This window comes from Spirillospora sp. NPDC048911, from assembly GCF_043198015.1.
Taxonomy (GTDB): domain Bacteria; phylum Actinomycetota; class Actinomycetes; order Streptosporangiales; family Streptosporangiaceae; genus Spirillospora.
The window spans coordinates 1,000,562-1,018,834 of the sequence record NZ_JBICUD010000001.1 but is presented as its reverse complement, the minus strand read 5'-3'; the positions used below and the strand labels follow the sequence as shown (position 1 = coordinate 1,018,834).

Sequence of the window (18,273 nt, the reverse complement as noted above, 5' to 3'; positions counted from 1 at the left end):
TCAGGCCGGAATCGGGCTTGTCGACGTCAGGAAACGCGCTTGGCTCCGATGGACTTCATCATCAGCGGCCAGGAGCGGTTCATCTCCTCGATCCAGTAGAGCCACTGGTGCCACCCGTTCTTGTAGATGTGGGTGGTCACCGGAATCTTGAGCTGCTTGAGGCGTGTGGCCAGCGAGACCGTGGTCGCCCCGGCGACGGCCTCGCTGATGCCGCCGACCAGCCGTGCCTTGACGAACTCCCAGCCCACGTAAGGCGGGTCGTGCTTCCCAGGGTTTCCCGTCGTTCCGGCAGACAGATAGATCCCGGTGCCACGGAGGTTCTTGGCCAGCACGTAAGGGTCGTGCTGCTGCCAGTTGCGGGCGTGCTTGTCGGGGTTACCCCAGATCTTGAACGGGTCCTGCCCGGGGCTGAAGACCAGCCCCTCCGCCATCAGGATCGCCGGAATCCCCGGCTTGGTGAGATGCACGACGCCGCTGTAGGAAGCGGCGTACTTGAACAACCCCCGATGCCGTGCGGCGTACGTGACGGCGCCCTGGCCACCGGACGAGAGACCCATGGCGGCCCGCGCCGTGCCCGCGCGGTAGTTCCGCTCCATGAGCTGGATGACCTCCTTGGTGTGGAAGGTCTCCCACCTGGGCGTTCCGCCCTTGCCGTAGTTGTACCAGTCCGCGTACGAACCGTTCGTGCCGCCTTCCGGCATCACGACCATCACGTTGTAGCGGGCCGCGAGCTTTTCGATGTCGGTGCTGCGGGTCCAGGAGACGTAATTGTCATTGCCGCCGTGGTAGGCGTAGAGGACGGGCCAGCGCTTCTTCGACGTGCGGGACCAGCCCTTCGGCGTGATGATGCGGACCTTCACCGACCTGCGCAGTGAGGGCGAACGCACGGTGGCGTCGAAAGTGCGCGCGTCGAGCCGCTTCTGGGCCGTGATGGCGGCGCCGGTGTCCGCCTTGCGGAGCGCCGCGGCGTTCGCGCCGGTCACCGGCAGGAGCCCGCCCGCCACCACCGTTCCGGTGAGGGTCGTCGCCATGGCGGCCATGCGCATGCGGCGGCGTTCACTCGCCATACTTCTTCTCCGATGTCAGTCCCCGGTCCCGGCAGAGCGGCCGGGACGCGCCTCCGGCAAGCGAACGCCTGCCTCATGGCGGATTCCGAGACGCTAGCCGAGAAGATCATTCCGGCGACACTACGCGGCGCGCGCCACTTGGGCGACGGAAATTATGCATCTTGTGACAAAAACGAGCGGTCACGGATGGGCCAGCACGAACATTCGTTATCACTCGATATCAATGAGTGACTATTGGCGCCGACTCCAATTAATCCCGTACCTCGTCATTCCGTCCGGCGGCAGCGGGGAGAACGGCGGCGGGCAGCCCGGCGGGCCATTCTTGCCCGGGCGCCAACTCGAACGGCGGAGTCGCGGGGGCGACTTCGCGTTGCGTGGCAGTCCGTTCGACGTCGGCCCGTGGCCCGCCGGTCAGTTCCACGCCGGGCCGTCCGACGCCGGGCCGCTCCATCGCCGGGCCTCCCGAATGGCGGGGCTTGGGCCGGGCGGCACTCTCGGCTGGCTCGATCGAGCCGCCGAAAGCCTGCGAGACCGCTTGCAACGCCGAGGTCATCTCGCTGGGAATCACCCAGAACGTGCTGCCCTTGGCCTGCGCGAGCTTCGGCAAGGTCTGCAGATACTGATAGGCCAAGAGCTTGGGGTCGGCATCGTAGTCGTGGATCGAGGTGAAGACCCGTTCGATCGCCATGGCCTGGCCTTCGGCCTCCAGGATCGCGGCCTGCTTGGCGCCCTCCGCCTGCAGGATGGCCGACTGCTTCTCCCCCTCCGCCGTGAGGATCTTCGACTGCCGGACGCCCTCCGCGGTGAGGATCGCGGCGCGCTTCTCCCGTTCGGCGCGCATCTGCTTCTCCATCGCGTCCTTGATGGACGCCGGCGGCTCGATCGCCTTGATCTCGACCCGGGTGACCCGGATCCCCCACTTGCCGGAGGCGTCGTCCAGGACCCCGCGCAGCGCCGTGTTGATGCGGTCCCGCGAGGTCAGCGTGGCCTCCAGGTCCAGGGTGCCGATGACGTTGCGCAACTGCGTCGCGGTGAGCTGCTCGATCGCCTGGATGTAGTTGACGATCTCGTAGTCGGCCGCCCGCGGGTCGGTCACCTGGAAGAACAGCACGGTGTCGATGTGGACGACCACGTTGTCCTCGGTGATGACGGGCTGCGCCTTGAACGAGACGACCTGCTCCCGGAGATCGATCAGCGGCTTGACCCGGTCCACGAACGGGACGATGAAGCTGATCCCGGGCTGGAGGGTCCGGCTGTAGCGCCCGAGCCGCTCGACGTTGCGCGCCCGTGCCTGCGGGATGATCCAGACCGAGCGCATCACCGTGACGGCCAGCACGGCCAGCCCGCAGACGAGCGCGATGAGGATCGCCAGGGTGATCTCGGTCATGCGGACCTCCTCGTCCGGCTCGGTCCCGGCTCAGTCCGGTGGCTGCTCGGCCGGGTAGAGCAGCGCGGTGGCACCCTCGATGGCCAGCACGTCGGCGACGCGTCCCGCCGGGATGACCAGGTCCGGGTCGTAGGGCCGGGCCGTCCACTCCTCACCGCCGATCCGCGCGCGTCCGCCCGCGCGGCTGACCTCGGTGAGCGTGACGGCCTCGCGGCCGACCAGCGCGGCGGTCCCCGAGCGCAGCGGCGGCGGCTGCTTGATGTGCCGCTTCGCGATCGGCCGGACGAGCGCCAGACCGGCGACCGAGGACGCCGCGAACACCACGACCTGCAGGCCGACCGGCAACCCGGCGGCACCCGCCAGCCCGGCCAGCATCGCGGCCACGGCGAGCAGGCCGAGCGCGAGCGTCAGGGTCAGCACTTCGGCGATCCCGAGCAGGGCGGCCACGATCAGCCAGGCGACCCACGCCTCCATGACGACTCCTTAGAGGCGGCCTGATGTCCTTAAAGTCAAGGTAACTCCGGAAAAGTCCTCCCGACCATGCCTCCGTCCGACCTTCCTGCGTCAGGTCGCGCCGGCCCGCCGATGCGACCCTGGAGGGATACGGGTCGGGGGGTGGGGTTTCCGGACGGGACGACCCGGGTTCCGGTCCGGGCCACGGGTCCTGACCAGGCATGCCGCAACAGGTTTACCGTGCGGGTAATTGGCGCGGCAGAGGTGTCGCAGGTCATGATTGGTACGTTCCCGGCTACAAGGAGCATCTCGATGAGCAGCACGGCCTACCGCACCTGTCCGCTCTGCGAGGCCCTGTGCGGCCTGGAGCTGACCCTTGACGAGGGGGGCGCGGTCACCGGGGTGAGAGGCGACAAGCGCGACCCGTTCAGCAAGGGGTTCATCTGCCCCAAGGGCGCGACGCTCGGGCGGCTCGACGGCGACCCGGACCGGCTGGCCGAGCCGATGCTCCGCGACCACGACCACCACGTCGCCGGCGGCTGGGACGACGCGTTCGCGACCGTGCGCCGGGAGATCACCAAGGTCGTCGAGCGCCACGGCAAGGACGCGGTCGCCATCTACATCGGCAACCCGACGGCGCACTCGATCGCGGGCCCCCTCTACGGCGCGGCCATCATCAAGGCGCTCGGCACCCGCAACGTCTACACCGCCAGCACCGCCGACCAGATGCCCAAGCACGTCAGCAGCGGCCACGTCTTCGGCGACCCGCTGGCCATCCCGGTGCCCGACCTCGACCGCACCGACCATCTGCTCATGCTGGGCGCCAACCCCCTGGAGTCGAACGGCAGCCTGTGCTCCGCGCCCGACTTCCCCGGACGGCTGAAGGCGATCTCCAAGCGCGGCGGCAAGGTGACGGTCGTCGATCCGCGGCGCACCCGTACCGCCTCGCTCGCCGACGAGCACGTCTTCATCCGGCCGGGCACCGACGCCTACCTGCTCATCGCGCTCGTCCACACCCTGTTCGCCGAGGACCTGACCCGGGTCGACGGCCTCGCGGACCGGATCAACGGGCTGGACGACCTGCGCGCGCTCGCCGTCGGCTTCGCGCCGGAACGGGTCGCCGGGATCACCGGCATCCCCGCGGCCGACATCCGCCGCATGGCCCGCGAGCTCGCCACGGCCGGCCACGCCGCCGTCTACGGGCGCATCGGCACCTGCACCCAGGCGTACGGAACGCTCAACAGCTGGCTCGTCGACGCTCTCAACGTGCTCACCGGCAACCTCGACCGCGAGGGCGGCGCGATGTTCCCGCGTTCCGCGCACTCCCCGGTCTACCGCCGCAAGCGCCCGTTCAACACCGGCCGGTGGCGCAGCCGCGTCCGCAACCTGCCCGAGGTCAACGGCGAGCTGCCGGTCGCGACGCTGGCCGACGAGATCGAGACCCCGGGCGAGGGCCAGATCCGCGCGCTGATCACCATCGGCGGCAATCCGGTCCTGTCCGCGCCCGGCGGCGCCCGGCTCGACCGCGCGTTGGCGGGGCTCGAGTTCATGGTGAGCGTCGACCCGTACCTGAACGAGACGACCCGGCACGCCGACGTCATCCTCCCGCCGCCCCGGCCGGCGCAGACGCCGCACTACGACCTGGCGCTGCTGGGCTTCACGGTCCGCGACTACGTGCGGTACTCGCCGCCCGCGCTGCCGCTGCCAGACGGCCGTCCGAGCGAGGCCGAGATCCTCGGCCGCCTCGCCGTGATCGCGTCGGGCATGGACGCCACCACGGCGGCGCTGGACGAGATGATCATCATGAGCACGCTGAAGAAGGCGTCGGCCCTGGAAGGATCACCGGTCGAGGGCCGCGATCCCGATGAGCTGCGCAAGATGCTCGACACCGCCGCCACGACCACCGAGCAGCGGCTCGACATGATGCTGCGCCTCGGCCCGTACGGCGACGGCTTCGGCGCCGACCCGGCCGGCCTCACGCTCGCCCGGCTGCGCGACGAGCACCCGCACGGCCTCGACCTGGGCGCTCTGAAGCCGCGTCTCGACGAGGTCCTGTGCACCTCGTCCGGCCGGATCGAGCTCTGCCCGCCCTCGTTCGCCGCCGACGCCGACCGGCTCCACGCCGCCCTCGACGCCGCGGCCGACGCGGCGTCCGACGCCGGTGCGTCCAACGGCTCCGGCGAGCTGCTGCTGATCGGCCGCCGCCACCTGCGGTCCAACAACAGCTGGCTGCACAACCTCCCCGAACTGGTGCGCGGCTCCAACACCTGCACGCTCCAGCTCAACCCCGCCGACGCCGAACGCCTGGGCGTCCAGGGCGGCGACCTCGTCCGCGTGACGTCCCGTTCCGGCACGATCGAGGCCGTCGCCGAGCCCACCGCCACGGTCATGGCGGGCGTGGTGAGCCTCCCGCACGGCTGGGGCCACGACAGGCCCGGCACCCGGACGGGCGTCGCGAGCCGGAACGCGGGGGTCAACGTCAACGCCGTCACCGACGACCGGGAGATCGACCCGCTCTCGGGCACGGCGGTCTTCAACGGCGTCCCGGTCATCCTCGAAGCCCTCTGAGCCCCGGGCGGTCGCGCACGACCGCCCGGGTCACACCGCCCTGGACGAGCCGCTGCCGGACGCCGAACCACCCCTCGCCGACTCGATCTCGGCGCGGACGGCGGCGTGGAGCTCCTCGACGGTGTCGGCCTGAACGATCAGGCGGCGACCCGCGCGGAGCTGCTCGATGGTGAGGGGGTCGGCGGCGGTACGGAACGCCCACCAGCGACCCGTGTCGCTGCGCCAAGCGCTCCAGCCTGGGAACTCCAGCTCGATGGTCTCGACGGAAGCCCGGAAGGGATCTTCGATCTTCGCGTACTCCGGCGGGACCGCTTCGGCGGTCTCCGGCGGCGGAGGGACGTCCATGAGGCTCGGCCTCGCCCAGGTCGCGGTGTAGTCGCCTTTCACTGTAAGCGATTGCCCTCTCCCGTTGAAGGCGCTGGGCGGCCGGGGTCCGCACCGTCCGGGGAGTTGACCGGAACCCGTGGTTTAGGGCTTCTTACCCATTGGTAGGTACCAGACATCGTGGGTGTCTCTCCGCGTCCTCACGGCTCGCGACGGGGGCCGTCGGCCGTTCCCCCCGAGTGGCCGGAGGTACGGGCGGAGACTAATGTCGCATGACGCGTCCCATTACGGCCCTCTTCATCGAGACCGGAATGCGCACCCAAGGAGGGGACAGTGAACCGACGGGCGAGCAAACTCTTCCGGCGCGGCGCCCGGCAGCCGGCCAGACCCCACCCCGTGGACCTGGCCGAGAGCCTGGCGCACGCCCAGGGACTGGACCGTGCCATCCGGACGATCTCGGGGACCGTCCAGCGCGTACTGCGCCCGGGGACCGTCAAGGACGCGCTGCACGGGGTCCCCGGCGGCCATCCCGCGCACCCGCCGCTGACCGACCTCCCCATGGGCTGCTGGATCTCGGCGGCGGTCCTCGACCTGCTGCCCGGCACCGAACGCGCGTCCAAGGCCCTGGTGGCCGCCGGTCTCGCGGGCGCGGTGCCGACGGCGCTCACCGGCCTGGCCGACTGGTCGGCCCTCCACAGGGAACAGCAGCGCGTCGGCCTCGTGCACGCGATGGGGACGGCCGGCGCGAGCCTCCTCTACACGGCCTCCCTCTTCGCCCGTCACCAGGGCCGCGACGCGGCCGGGCGCGCGTTCGGATACGCGGGCCTGACGGCCCTGCTCGCGGGCGGCTTCCTCGGCGGGCACCTGGCGTTCAGGCAGGGCGCAGGCGCCAGCCACGCGGACCAGATCGCCCACCTGGTGCCCCTCGGCTGGCACGACCTGTGCTCGGCCTCCGAACTGCCCGACGGCTGGCCGGTCCACCGCCGCCTCGGCTACATCAGCCTCTTCGTGCTGCGCAGCGGCGACGACATCCATGTCCTCGCCGACCGCTGCAGCCACCTGGCGGGCCCGCTCCACCAGGGCCGCATCGTCACCGACGAGAACGACGACCCCTGCGTGGTGTGCCCCTGGCACGGCAGTACCTTCCGCGTCGACGACGGGTCGGTCGTCCACGGCCCCGCGACCGGCCGCCAGCCCTCCTTCGAATCCCGCGTCCTGGACGACGGCACCGTCCAGGTCCGCCCAGTCCCCTAGGGCCGACCGCCCAGGCCCGCGTCGTCTCTAGGGCTCCGGCTCGCCGTCGGAGATCGGCTGCTCGACCAGCGCCAGCACCCGGCTGGCCATGAACCTCGCCGTCCGCACCGCGGTCCCGGTACGGGTCACCTCGCTGACCTCGACCACCCCGCGCCGGTTGGACACCTCGACGCGACGGCCGGCCCGGGTGGCGACGACCTCGTACGTCCGCACGCCCTCGCCGCCGGCATCGATCACGATCTCGACCCTGTCACCCTTCATCCCTGGAGGCCCCTCACCTTATCGAACATATATTCGACATATACCCGGATAAAGGTGACTCGAACCCTCGAAACCGCTGGTCAGCGGAGCAAGTTGATGATCGCCACGAGGCCCACGACCACGATGACGCCGCGCAGCACGAGGGGCGGGATCCGGCGTCCCACCTTGGCTCCCAGCACCCCGCCCACCGTCGAGCCGAGCGCGATGAGCAGCACCGCCCGCCAGTCGATCCTCGTGTTTCCGAAGATCGACATTCCGATGAACAGCAGCGTCGCCGCGCTGTTGACCACGCCCGACAGGACGTTCTTCGCCGCGTTCACCCGCTGGAGATCGTCATCGAGCGCGATCCCGAGCATCGCGATCAGCACGATCCCCTGCGCGGCGCCGAAGTACCCCCCGTACACGCCCGCCGCGAGGACTCCCACCCACAGCCAGGGCCCGCCGTGCGGATGGTGGTTCTCCCGCCGCGCCAGCATCCAGGCCTGCAGCCGGGGCTGGACGACCACCAGCACCAGCGCGATCACGATCAACACCGGAACGATGATCTTGAATGCCGAGGCGGGCAGCCCCAGCAGCAGCGCCCCGCCGATCAGCGCGCCCGTGAACGAGGCGGTGCCCAGCCGCAGCAGCCGCTCGCGCTGGCCCTTGAGCTCCCGCCGGTACCCGTACGCCCCCGTCACCGACCCGGGCACGAGCCCGATGTTGTTGGAGACGTTGGCCACCACCGGCGGATAGCCGAGCGCCACCAGGGTCGGGAACGTGATCAGGGACCCCGAGCCGACGATCGTATTGATACCCCCCGCGGCGACCCCTGCCGCGAAGATGGCGGCCACGTCAAGCACGTCCAAACCGATCCACCCAGCTGTGCGACTCCGTTACGGCTTCCCGATGGTAGGGAACGCCCAGCTCACGACCCGCCACCGGGTGCACGAACGTACCGTACGAACACATTCGCATACCCTCCGCAACGATTATCCGGTGTGCGGCAGAGGCGCGGGCTCGCGGAACGAGGGGCGGCGAGCCTGCGGAACAGGCGGCGGCGGTGAGCGTGCGGCAGCCCCGCGCGGGCCTACGGAACAGGGGGCGGCGAGCCTGCGAAAAGGGGGAGGTGAGCCTTCGGAACAGAGGCGGCGGGCCTGCGGGATCGGGGCGGCGTGCGACGTCGGCGATCAGGGCGAGTAGGGACGGTAGTCGTCCTCGTCGCGGGGACGGGGCGGGCCGTCGAGTTCGCTCGGTTCGGCAGAGATGGGCGCCGGAGGTTCGGACCGGGGAGACGGGACCTGGGCGGCGCCATCGTTGCCGGCGGCATTGCCGGCGGCGCTGTTGACAGCGTTGCCGGCGGCGTTGTCGGCCGTGCTCTTGACCGCTCCAAAGAAGCCGCCGAGCCCCTCCAGCGCTTTGCCCATTTCGCTGGGCACGATCCACAATTTGTTGGAGTTGCCTTCGGCGATGCGCGGAAGGGTCTGCAGGTATTGGTAGGCGAGCAGCCGCTCGTCCGGGTTGCCTTCGTGGATGGCCTTGAAGACGGTGGCGATGGCCTGGGCCTGGCCGCGGGCGCGGGCGGCCTGGGCCTTGGCGTCGGCCTCGGCCCCCAGCACCGCGGCCTCGGCCTGGCCGCGGGCACGGAGAACGGCGGAGGTGCGCTCGCCCTCGGCGGTCAGGATGGCGGACTGCTTCTGGCCCTCGGCGGTGAGAATGGAGGCGCGCTTGTCGCGGTCGGCGCGCATCTGCTTCTCCATCGCCTCTTTGATGGAGTCCGGCGGATCCACGGCCTTGAGCTCGACCCGGTTGACCCGGATCCCCCAGCGCCCGGTGGCCTCGTCCAGGACGCCGCGCAGCTCGGTGTTGATCTCCTCGCGGGAGGTCAGGGTGCGTTCGAGGTCCATGCCGCCGATGATGTTGCGCAGCGTGGTGACGGTCAGCTGCTCGATCGCGGTCAGGAAGTTGGCGACCTCGTAGGTGGCGGCCTTGGTGTCGGTGACCTGGTAGTAGATGACCGTGTCGATGCTGACCACGAGGTTCTCCGCCGTGATCACCGGCTGGGGGGCGAACGGGACGACCTGTTCGCGCAGGTCGACGCGGTTGCGGACCTGGTCGACGAACGGCACCACGAGGCTGAGCCCGGCGTTGAGCGTCCGGTGGTAGCGGCCGAAGCGCTCGATGATGTCGGCCGTCGCCTGCGGGACGATCCGCACGGAGCGGTAGAGCACCAGCGCGCCGACCGCGATGAGCACGACGGTCAGGATCAGCGTGGGGGTCACTCCTGGATCGTAAGTCGGCTTCCCTTTTTGGGACAGATGTCAATTTCAAGCAATTGATGCTGTTTCAGCCGAGAGAACGCGCGTACCAGCGGCCGTTCTGCCGCTCGACGCCGAGGGGAACGCCGAAGCAGTCGGACAGGTGCTCCTCGGTGAACACCTCGTCCACCTTGCCCTGCGCGACCACGCCGCCCCGGCGCAGCAGCAGCGCGTGGGTGAAGCCCTCGGGGACCTCTTCCACATGGTGGGTGACCATGACGGTCGTGGGCGCGGCCGGGTCGTCCGCCAGCCGGGCGATCCGCCGGACGAGGTCCTCGCGGCCGCCCAGGTCGAGCCCGGCCGCCGGCTCGTCCAGGAGGAGCAGCTCGGGGTCGGGCATGAGCGCCCGGGCGATCTGCACGCGCTTGCGCTCGCCCTCGGAAAGGGTGGCGAACCTGCGCCGGATGAGGTCGGCGCAGCCGAGGGCCTCCAGCAGCTCGACGGCGCGGGTGAGGTCGGTCGAGTCGTACTCCTCCTGCCACCGCCCGAGGATCGCGTACGAGGCGGTGAGGACCAGGTCGATGACCTTCTCGTCCGTCGGCACCTTCTCGGCGACCGCGGCGCTCGCGATGCCGATGCGCGGCCGGAGCTCGAAGACGTCGGTGCGGCCGAGCCGCTCGCCGAGGATGTCGACCGTCCCCTCGGTCGGGTGCAACAGGGCGGCGGCGATCTGCAGCAGCGTGGTCTTGCCCGCCCCGTTGGGGCCGACGATCACCCAGCGCTCGTCCTCGTTCACCGTCCACGAGACGTCGCGCAACAGCTGCGCGCCCTCGCGCTTTACCCCGACTCCGCGGAGCTCAAGTACATCGCCGGCCATCGAGTGCATGTCCCCAGTCCCGCCGTGCCGAATGATCCGTCCACAGCCTACTTCCAGTGGGAAGCGCCGGTTCCGCGGCCGGGGAAGGAATGTCCTCTCCTGCCCGCTGTACCTGCGAGCCCACGGGCTCCAAGCCGCCAGTGCGGTTTTCAACGCTTATGGTGGTCTGCATGCACGCCGCTGTTCGGAGGGTGGGATGAGTCACAACGGCGCGGACACCGCGACCGCTCTGGTCGCTTGGGGCAACGCCTGGCTGGCGGGCCACATCGGCCTGGACGAGGCCGTGGACGCCGTCGAGGACGCCTCTGGCCCGCACATCCTCTGCGCCGCCGACGAGGTGCCGCTCCGCCGCGGCCTGGGCGACCTGCGAGTGGCGGGCATGACCGCGTTCCGGCTGGCGCTCCCCGCCCCCGGCGACCCGCTCGGGCTGACCGGCCCGCCCGCCTTCAACCGTGCCGCCCTCGACGCCGAGGCGGCCGTGATCGTCTCGCTGCCGGGACGCGCGATCGGCCTCGTCCCGATCGAGGACCGCCGCGGCTCCTCCTACGTCGGCGTCCGCTGGACCGCCCAGGACGCCGCCCCCGGCCTGCCGGACGTGCCCTCCCTGGCCGAAGCCGACCGCCGGCTCACCCTCGCCATGCGCGACGCCACCGAGGCGCTGCTGACCGTCGACGACGTGTCCGGCATCCCGCCCGAGATCGCCGACGCCCTGGCCGACCTGCGCGACCCCGGCCGCAACGGCCACCCGCTGGCCCCCGGCTACCCGCAGCGTGCCCACCGCGTCGCCGCCCTGGCCGGCCGGCTGGCGGTGGTCGTCGACCTGGCCCGCCGCATGGACGCCCACGGTCTCACCGCCGACCAGATGCACCGCCGCGGCGACGCCCTCCGGCTCCTCGACAACGCCGTCCGCCGGGCCCTCGTGGCCGCCTGCAACAGCGCCTTCGACCCCGTCCCCTAGCGCGGTCGGCCGGGGCCGGGAAAGCCCAACGGGGCGCTCCCGGCGAAGGGAACGCCCCGTTCAGAGGCAGAGGCGCGGAGCCGTCGTTCAGGGCAACGGCTGTGCGCGTCCTGCTAGCTACGAACGACGAGCGTGTTGCAGATCTTGTCAGCGAAGGTCTGCTTGCGGTCGTCCCACAGCGGCCACAGGTAGCCGATGTAGCAGGCGAAGCTGTCGGCGGCGTGGGCGAAGCGCCGGAGGAAGGCCATGCCGAAGCCGATCGGCTGACCGGTCTGCGCGCCCACCAGGCGGATGCCCATCTGGCGCTTGCCGATCGTCTGGCCGGTCGTGCCCTCCTGGTAGGTGAGCCACAGACCGCCGGCGATCATGCCGATGAAGCCCAGGAACGCCAGCAGCCCGCCGACGCCGGAGCCGTTCAGCAGCATGAGGTAGCCGATGAAGTAGATGATCCCCGGCAGCGAGAACACCGCGAGCCAGTCGATGATGAGCGCACCCGCACGCGAGCCCCACTCGGCCAGCTGGCCGGTCGAGCCGTAGTGGTGGTGGTGCACCTCCTGGTAAGCGGGCTGCTGACCGTAACCGGGCTGCGCGGCGGGCTGCTGACCGTAACCCGGCTGCGCCGGGGGCTGACCGTAGCCGGGCTGCGCGGGCGGCTGGCCGTAGCCAGGCTGCGCGGGCGGCTGACCGTAACCGGGCTGGGCAGGCGGCGGCTGGCCGTATCCAGGCTGCGCCGGGGGCTGACCGTAGCCGGGCTGGGCAGGGGGCTGGCCGTAGCCGGGCTGCTGACCGCCGTAGCCCGGCTGCTGCTGCCCGTACGGGTCGTAGGGGTTACCCACACTTGCTCCTTATTGATTGACCCTGTGGTTTTGTGACGCCCGCCGGACCCGGAGGGCTCCGCAAGTCTGGCCGACGAGGGAAGACGGCCTCAAACCCGCAGGAGACCGAGCCGGACAAGCTGCCACAGCTCCGACCCCACGAGGGCGGTGCCGAGCACCCACGCGCGAGTGCCCGGTCGGAGTGCCCACCACCGGCTTCCCAGCCCCAGCGGTGCGAAGGCGAGCACGATCGCACCGGCGAAGGCCACCGGGTTCGCCAGCGCGGCACGGACCGGTTGGCCCGAACCCAGCTCGATGAACACGGTCGTACCGCCGCACAGAGGGCAGGGAACACCGGTGACTGCCCGGAGGGGACAGAGCACACCGGGGTCGTTGACACGGTGGATCCACGCCGCGCCCATGGCCGCGGTGGCCATGGCCGCAACGCGCAGCAGCACACCCACAGGGCCGTGCCGCGCAGCGGTGAGGGTCCGGCTGACCATGGCCCCCGGCGCACCCTGCGGTGCCCCGGCGACGGTCGCCCCGGGCGCTCCCCCCAACGAATCCTCCGCCTCGATGACTTAATCCGAGTGACCCGTATATCGGGTCCACCCCGAGGTAGGTCAAGCCCAAGCGACCATCCGCGATCGGACCGTTACCTGAACGGGCATGACACACCCTCAGGGGCAAGACTAGGACAAACCCCCAAGTGGATGGGTCCCCTTTCGAGCGATGAGCCCCACGTAACAGCGCACTTCAGCGCCCATCCCTCACGTTCAGCACACAATCCACAACCAACCGGACACGCAACCGTCCCATATGGCGGACATCCAAGGAACACCCCCCGACACAAGCACTTTCAGAGGCCAGATCAGCAGAGGGAGCCAGCGGCGCGTGGAGGGGGGCGCGTACGGGCAGCGGCTGGGTGATGGCGGGCACGGTGGGCCACAGCATGGAGGGCGCGCGAGGAGGGCACGGGTGAAGGCGCTGCTGCCGGGCGCTAGGGGCCTGGTGGGTGTTGGGACGCGCTTGTGAAGGGGGCGGTCAGGCTTGGCCGGCGGCGCCTACCGTCTGGGACGAGGTGGGCTCGGTCACCTGGTCCGGTTCGACCACGTCGGCGATCACGGCGGTGATGTTGTCGGGGCCGCCGGCGTCGCGGGCCAGCTGGATCAGGCGCTGGATGGCCCAGGACGGCTCGGCTTCGGCGGTGAGCACCTCGTAGATCGTCTGGGCGTCGACCGGGCCGCTGAGGCCGTCGGAGCACAGGAGGTAGCGGTCGCCCAGGCGCGCCTCGCGGAGGCGGAGGTCGGGCTCGCGGTCCTCCCGGCCGTCGAGGACGCGGTAGAGGACGTGGGAGAGGCGGGACGTCTCGGCGGGGTCGGGGACCTGGCCCGTCTCACCCGCCTCCGCGTTCAGCAACTGGTCCATCGTGTGGTCCTGGGTGATCTGGAAGAGCTCGCCGTCACGCAGGAGGTAGCCGCGGGAGTCGCCGATGTGGGCGAGGGCGACGCGGGTGCCGGACCAGAACATCGCGGTGAGCGTGGTGCCCATGCGGCTCAGGTCGGGCCGTTCCTCGCGCACTATCCGCAACTTCTCGTTGGCCTCGGCCACGGCCCGGCCCAGGCTCTCGACAAGCTCGTCATTGTGGGCATCGGTGTCCAGCGAGCGCAGCGAGCCGATGACGGTGGAACTGGCGACCTCGCCGCCCGCGTAGCCGCCCATGCCGTCGGCGACCGCGATCAACCGTGCACCGGCGTAGCCCGAGTCCTCGTTGTTCTCTCGGCTGCACCCGATGTCACTGCCTGCTGCGTACCTGATTGTTACGTTCATACCGATTTCGATGACGATCCTGTCGTGGGAGTTGTATCAGTCGCCGGCCAGGCCGTGCCGGACGGCGTACAACGCCGCCTGCGTCCGATCCTGGACTCCCAGCTTCATGAGCAGATTACTGACGTGTGTCTTGACGGTCTTCTCAGAGACCATGAGCGCACGCCCGATCTCCCGGTTGGATCTGCCCAGTGCGATCTGCACGAGCACCTCCCGTTCCCGTTCGGTCAGCGCGGCGAGGCCGCGGTCGTCTCCGGCCGCCGGATCCACACGCACCATCGCCTCGGCGGCGTCGGGCGCGAACAGGACATGCCCGTCGTGCACCGCCCTGATCGCCTGGACCAGCGCCTGCGGATCGACATCCTTGTATAGGTACCCAGCCGCCCCTGCCTGTACAGCCGGCAGCACGTGTCCACGTTCCGTCACGCTCGTCAGGACCAGAACGCGTGCCGCCACCCCTCGAGCCCGTAGCTCCGTCAGCGCGGCCAAGCCGTCGGCGCCGGGCATCTTGAGGTCCATGAGAACGATATCGGGATCCAGCGATTCGGCCAGTGCCACGGCGGACACGCCGTCCTCCGCCTCACCGACCACCTCGATGTCCTCCTGGATCCCGAGGAAGGTCCGCAGCCCCTGCCGGACGACCGGATGGTCGTCGGCGATCAGCACCTTGATCACGGAACTCCCCGTGCCCCCGGCGGCGAGAGTCATGCGGGCACCTCCAGCCGGACCACGGTGCCCGTGCCCGGAGCGGCGTCGATCGACAGGGCGCCGCCGATCGACCGTGCCCGGTCGCGCATGGACGCCAGCCCGAGACCGCCCGGCGACGGCTCGCTCATGCGGTCGCCGCCGTTCAGCGCCACGGGGTCGAACCCGGCGCCGTCGTCGGACACCTCCAGGACGACCCGGTCGTCGTCGTTGTGGAGGCTCACCTCGACGACGCCCGCGCCGGAGTGGCGCAGCGAGTTGTAGAGGGCCTCCTGGGCGATCCGGAACAGCGCGGCCTCCTGGTCTTCGGGCAGCGCGACCGCGCCGTCTCCCACGAACCGTACGGCGGTGTCGTACGCGCGGTCGAGTACCTCGACGTGCTTGCGCAGCGAGGCGGCCAGGCCGTCGACGAGGTCGGCCGGCCGGAGCTCGAAGATCACGGCGCGGAGCTCGGCGAGCGCCTCGGCGGCGAGCCGTTCGACCTGGCCGAGCTCGGCGACCGTGCGGGCCGGATCGCGATCGGCGAGCGCGGCGGCGGCCTTGGCGGTGAGCCGGAGCGAGAACAGCTTCTGCGCCACCGCGTCGTGCAGCTCGCGGGCGAGCCGGTTGCGTTCGGCGACGACGGTGAGCTCGCGGTTGTGCTCGTACAGCCGGGCGTTGGTCATGGCGATGGCGGCGTGCGCGGCGAAGAGCGAGAGGAGATCCTCGTCGGCCTTGGTGAAGCCCTCGCCCTTGGCGACGTTCTGCTTGTTGGCGAGGAAGATGATGCCGAGCACGTCCTCGCCGTCGCGGATCGGCATGCCGAGGAAGTCTTTGAGGACGGGGTGCGCCGCGGGCCAGCCCTCGAACTCCGGCTCACGCCGGATGTCGCTCAGCCGCTTGGGCTCGTTGTCGCGCAGCATCGCGGCGAGCATGCCGTGCTGGCGGGGCAGGGGGCCGATGGCCTCCCACTCCTTGTCCGAGACGCCCTCGACCACGAACTCGGCGAACGATCCCTCGTCGTCCGGCACCCCCAGGGCGACATAACGGGCGTCCAGGAGCTGCGCGGCGGCCCTTACGATCACCTGCAGGACCTCATGGACGGACAGGTGGCGGGTCACGGCGAGCACGGCGGAGCTGACGGCGTGCAGGGTCGCCCCCGGATCGCCGCAGCCGCGCTGGTCGACGCTCATCTCACCCCGCTCCGCTCCCGCCGGCCGAGCCGTTCGTGGCCCGCATGTGAAGACCGTACTCTCTGGGCGCCTCATCCCAAATCAGCCCCAGGTCCTAGGTGGCGTCGAAGGTCCTAGGCCTATAAGAGGAGAAGGCGCGGGACCGGTCGGCCGATGACCTTCGAGGCCGGAATTTCTAGCGTCGAGGCATGACGCAGAAGACGGCACTCATCACCGGCGCCTCCCGTGGGCTGGGCCGGGCGATCGCCCGGGAACTCGCCCGGGACGGCTGGAACCTCATCCTGAACGCACGCGGCGCCGAAGCCCTCGAAGCCGCGGCCAAGGAACTCGCCTCCGACGGCGTCCCCGTCGCCGCGATCGCGGGCGACGTGGCCGACCCGGAGCACCGGGAGCGGCTCGTCCGTGCGGCCGGGGAGGCCGGCGGGCTCGACCTGCTGATCAACAACGCGGGCACGCTCGGCACGACTCCGCTGCCCCGCCTCGCCGACCAGCCGCTGGACGACCTGGCCGAGGCGTTCCGGATCAACACGCTGGCGCCCCTCGCGCTCGTCCAGGCGCTGCTGCCGACGTTGCGCGAACGAGGCGGCGCGATCCTCAACATCACGTCGGACGCCTCCCGCGAGCCGTACGAGACGTGGGGCGGCTACGGCTCCACCAAGGCGGCCCTGGAGCAGATCTCCCACGTCCTCGCCGCCGAGGAGCCCGATGTGGCCGTCTGGTGGGTCGACCCCGGCGAGATGCGCACCGAGATGCTCCGCGCCGCGGGCGAGGACGCGGACGCCGCGCCCCCTCCCGAAGAGTCCGCGGCGGTCCTCCGGCACCTCATCACCGAACGCTCCCCCAGCGGCCGCTACCGGGCCGCCGACCTGGCAGGTACACGATGACCACCGCAATAGAACCCGACTCCCCCGCCGCCGCCCTGCCAACGCCAGTCGATACCCCGCCTACGTCCTCCAGCGCGTTGGCAGCGCCGGTCGACGCTCCAGCCACCCCCGCTCATGGGAAGCGGACGCCGAGCGAGGGCCTGCTGAGCGGCGCGTACCGCACGCCCACGCTCGGCATCGTGCTGACCGTGACCCTGCTGGCCTTCGAGGCCATGGCGGTCGCCACGGTGATGCCGGTGACGGCGCGGGACCTGAACGGCATGTCGCTGTACGCGTGGGGCTTCAGCGGCACGCTGATCGCGAGCCTCCTCGCCACCGTGCTCGCGGGCGGCTGGATCGACCGATCCGGGCCCGCGCGGCCGCTCCTGCTCGGGCTCGCCACGTTCGTCGCCGGGCTGGCGATCGCCGGCGCGGCCCCCACGATGGCGATCTTCGTCGCCGGCCGCGCCGTCCAGGGCCTGGGCACGGGCGTCGCCATGGTCGCCAGCTACGTGCTGATCGCCCGCGTGTATCCCGAGTCGCTGCGGCCGAGGGTGTTCGCCGCGCTCGCCGCCGCCTGGGTGCTGCCCTCGCTGATCGGCCCGGCGGTGGGCGGCGTGGTCGCCGAGCACATCGGCTGGCGCTGGGTGTTCCTCGGCCTGATCCCGCTGGTGATCCCGGCCGCGGCCATGCTGATCCCCGCGTTCCGCAACCTGAAGCCCGTCGAGCACGCGCCGGCAGGCCGTACGGGGGCCACCCGCTACATCGCCGCCGTAGCCGTAGCGGCCGGTGCAGGACTTCTGCTGTACGGGCTCGACAACCCCGGCCTGATGCTGGTCCCAGCCGCGATCGTCGGTCTGGCAGGGCTCGCGTATGGCCTGCCAAAGCTCTTCCCTGCCGGAACGCTCAGGATGCGGCGCGGCCTACCCAGCGTCGTGGTGGCCCGTGGTCTGCTGGCCGGTGCGTTCTTCGGTACGGACGTCTTCATCCCGCTCGCCCTCACATCGCTTCACGGCTTCAGCGCCACCCAGGCGGGAATCGTGCTCACCGTCGCCGCCCTCGGCTGGTCGGCCGCCTCCCAGATCCAGGGCCGTTCCAAGCGTCCCCAGAGGCTCTTCGTCCTGCTGGGCGCGGTGTTCACAACGGTCGGCGTGGTCGCGGTGACGGTCACACTGCAACTGTCGGGCTGGTGGGCGGCGCCCGCGTGGACCATCGGCGGCTTCGGCATGGGCTTCGCGATCAGCAGCCTCAGCGTCCTCATGCTCGACCAGTCGGCCGAGGAGGAGCAGGGCGTCAACTCGTCCGCCCTCCAGATCAGCGACACCCTCGGCTCGTCCGTCGTGGTCGGGCTGGCGGGCGCCCTGGTCACCGGGTTCGGCACCGAGCACCTCGAACAGGGCCTGATCGTCGCCGGCGTCCTCTTCACCGCGATCGCCGCGCTCGCGGTCGTCGCCGCCTTCCGGCTGGAAGCCGGGAAGGCCTGATCCCCATGCCCGAGACACCGG

General features: G+C 70.8%; 18 protein-coding genes. 5 read left to right on the top strand and 13 right to left on the bottom strand.

Features of this window, described 5'->3' with window-relative positions; genetic code table 11:
- Positions 1–26: 26 nt before the first annotated feature.
- The 3 genes from ACGFNU_RS04770 to ACGFNU_RS04760 form a co-directional block, all read right to left on the bottom strand.
- Positions 27–1,067: an alpha/beta hydrolase gene (locus ACGFNU_RS04770; protein ID WP_392590190.1), complete on the bottom strand. Its 1,041-nt coding sequence runs from the start codon at positions 1,065–1,067 to the stop codon at positions 27–29.
- 250 nt (positions 1,068–1,317) lie between these two features.
- Positions 1,318–2,385: an SPFH domain-containing protein gene (locus ACGFNU_RS04765; protein ID WP_392591007.1), complete on the bottom strand. Its 1,068-nt coding sequence runs from the start codon at positions 2,383–2,385 to the stop codon at positions 1,318–1,320.
- A 99-nt stretch (positions 2,386–2,484) separates the two neighbouring features.
- Positions 2,485–2,928: an NfeD family protein gene (locus ACGFNU_RS04760; RefSeq protein WP_392590188.1), complete on the bottom strand. Its 444-nt coding sequence runs from the start codon at positions 2,926–2,928 to the stop codon at positions 2,485–2,487.
- 291 nt (positions 2,929–3,219) lie between these two features.
- Between ACGFNU_RS04760 and ACGFNU_RS04755 the strand changes: the two genes are divergently transcribed.
- Complete coding sequence (locus tag ACGFNU_RS04755) at positions 3,220–5,475, top strand: molybdopterin oxidoreductase family protein (protein ID WP_392590187.1); 2,256 nt, start codon at positions 3,220–3,222, stop codon at positions 5,473–5,475.
- 30 nt (positions 5,476–5,505) lie between these two features.
- On the opposite strand, the gene ACGFNU_RS04750 is transcribed toward ACGFNU_RS04755, so the two are convergent.
- Positions 5,506–5,820, bottom strand: coding sequence for a hypothetical protein (locus ACGFNU_RS04750; protein WP_392590185.1), 315 nt, complete (start codon positions 5,818–5,820; stop codon positions 5,506–5,508).
- Positions 5,821–6,132: 312 nt separating this feature from the next.
- On the opposite strand from ACGFNU_RS04750, the gene ACGFNU_RS04745 reads away from it, so the two are divergent.
- Positions 6,133–7,053, top strand: a complete 921-nt coding sequence (locus ACGFNU_RS04745; RefSeq protein WP_392590183.1) for a Rieske 2Fe-2S domain-containing protein — start codon at positions 6,133–6,135, stop codon at positions 7,051–7,053.
- 27 nt (positions 7,054–7,080) lie between these two features.
- On the opposite strand, the gene ACGFNU_RS04740 is transcribed toward ACGFNU_RS04745, so the two are convergent.
- The 4 genes from ACGFNU_RS04740 to ACGFNU_RS04725 form a co-directional block, all read right to left on the bottom strand.
- On the bottom strand, positions 7,081–7,314 hold the full coding sequence (locus ACGFNU_RS04740) for a hypothetical protein (RefSeq protein WP_392590181.1): 234 nt from the start codon (positions 7,312–7,314) through the stop codon (positions 7,081–7,083).
- Positions 7,315–7,394: 80 nt separating this feature from the next.
- The gene (locus ACGFNU_RS04735) at positions 7,395–8,162 is read right to left on the bottom strand and encodes a sulfite exporter TauE/SafE family protein (protein ID WP_392590179.1); all 768 of its coding nucleotides are present in this window, start codon (positions 8,160–8,162) and stop codon (positions 7,395–7,397) included.
- Between the two features lie 321 nt (positions 8,163–8,483).
- Entirely contained in the window at positions 8,484–9,575 is a 1,092-nt protein-coding gene (locus ACGFNU_RS04730; RefSeq protein WP_392590177.1) for an SPFH domain-containing protein, read from the bottom strand.
- Between the two features lie 64 nt (positions 9,576–9,639).
- Positions 9,640–10,428 (bottom strand): ABC transporter ATP-binding protein, encoded by a 789-nt coding sequence (locus tag ACGFNU_RS04725; protein WP_392590176.1) that lies wholly within the window; start codon positions 10,426–10,428, stop codon positions 9,640–9,642.
- Positions 10,429–10,624: 196 nt separating this feature from the next.
- Between ACGFNU_RS04725 and ACGFNU_RS04720 the strand changes: the two genes are divergently transcribed.
- The gene (locus tag ACGFNU_RS04720) at positions 10,625–11,386 is read left to right on the top strand and encodes a hypothetical protein (RefSeq protein WP_392590174.1); all 762 of its coding nucleotides are present in this window, start codon (positions 10,625–10,627) and stop codon (positions 11,384–11,386) included.
- 113 nt (positions 11,387–11,499) lie between these two features.
- Here the strand turns inward: ACGFNU_RS04720 and ACGFNU_RS04715 are convergent, their stop codons facing one another.
- The 5 genes from ACGFNU_RS04715 to ACGFNU_RS04695 all read right to left on the bottom strand — a co-directional run bounded on the left by ACGFNU_RS04715 (position 11,500) and on the right by ACGFNU_RS04695 (position 15,905).
- Positions 11,500–12,222: an RDD family protein gene (locus ACGFNU_RS04715; protein WP_392590172.1), complete on the bottom strand. Its 723-nt coding sequence runs from the start codon at positions 12,220–12,222 to the stop codon at positions 11,500–11,502.
- An 89-nt stretch (positions 12,223–12,311) separates the two neighbouring features.
- Positions 12,312–12,761, bottom strand: coding sequence for a DUF2752 domain-containing protein (locus tag ACGFNU_RS04710; protein ID WP_392590170.1), 450 nt, complete (start codon positions 12,759–12,761; stop codon positions 12,312–12,314).
- Positions 12,762–13,245: 484 nt separating this feature from the next.
- Positions 13,246–14,031: a PP2C family protein-serine/threonine phosphatase gene (locus ACGFNU_RS04705; RefSeq protein ID WP_392590169.1), complete on the bottom strand. Its 786-nt coding sequence runs from the start codon at positions 14,029–14,031 to the stop codon at positions 13,246–13,248.
- A 36-nt stretch (positions 14,032–14,067) separates the two neighbouring features.
- Entirely contained in the window at positions 14,068–14,736 is a 669-nt protein-coding gene (locus ACGFNU_RS04700) for a response regulator (protein WP_392590167.1), read from the bottom strand.
- On the bottom strand, positions 14,733–15,905 hold the full coding sequence (locus ACGFNU_RS04695; RefSeq protein WP_392590165.1) for a GAF domain-containing sensor histidine kinase: 1,173 nt from the start codon (positions 15,903–15,905) through the stop codon (positions 14,733–14,735). Before ACGFNU_RS04695 ends, ACGFNU_RS04700 begins: the two co-directional genes overlap by 4 nt.
- A 188-nt stretch (positions 15,906–16,093) precedes the next feature.
- Here ACGFNU_RS04695 and ACGFNU_RS04690 point away from each other — a divergent pair, with 188 nt between their 5' ends.
- On the top strand, positions 16,094–16,789 hold the full coding sequence (locus ACGFNU_RS04690; protein WP_392590163.1) for an SDR family NAD(P)-dependent oxidoreductase: 696 nt from the start codon (positions 16,094–16,096) through the stop codon (positions 16,787–16,789).
- 77 nt (positions 16,790–16,866) lie between these two features.
- Complete coding sequence (locus ACGFNU_RS04685) at positions 16,867–18,252, top strand: MFS transporter (protein WP_392590161.1); 1,386 nt, start codon at positions 16,867–16,869, stop codon at positions 18,250–18,252.
- Positions 18,253–18,273: the final 21 nt, after the last annotated feature.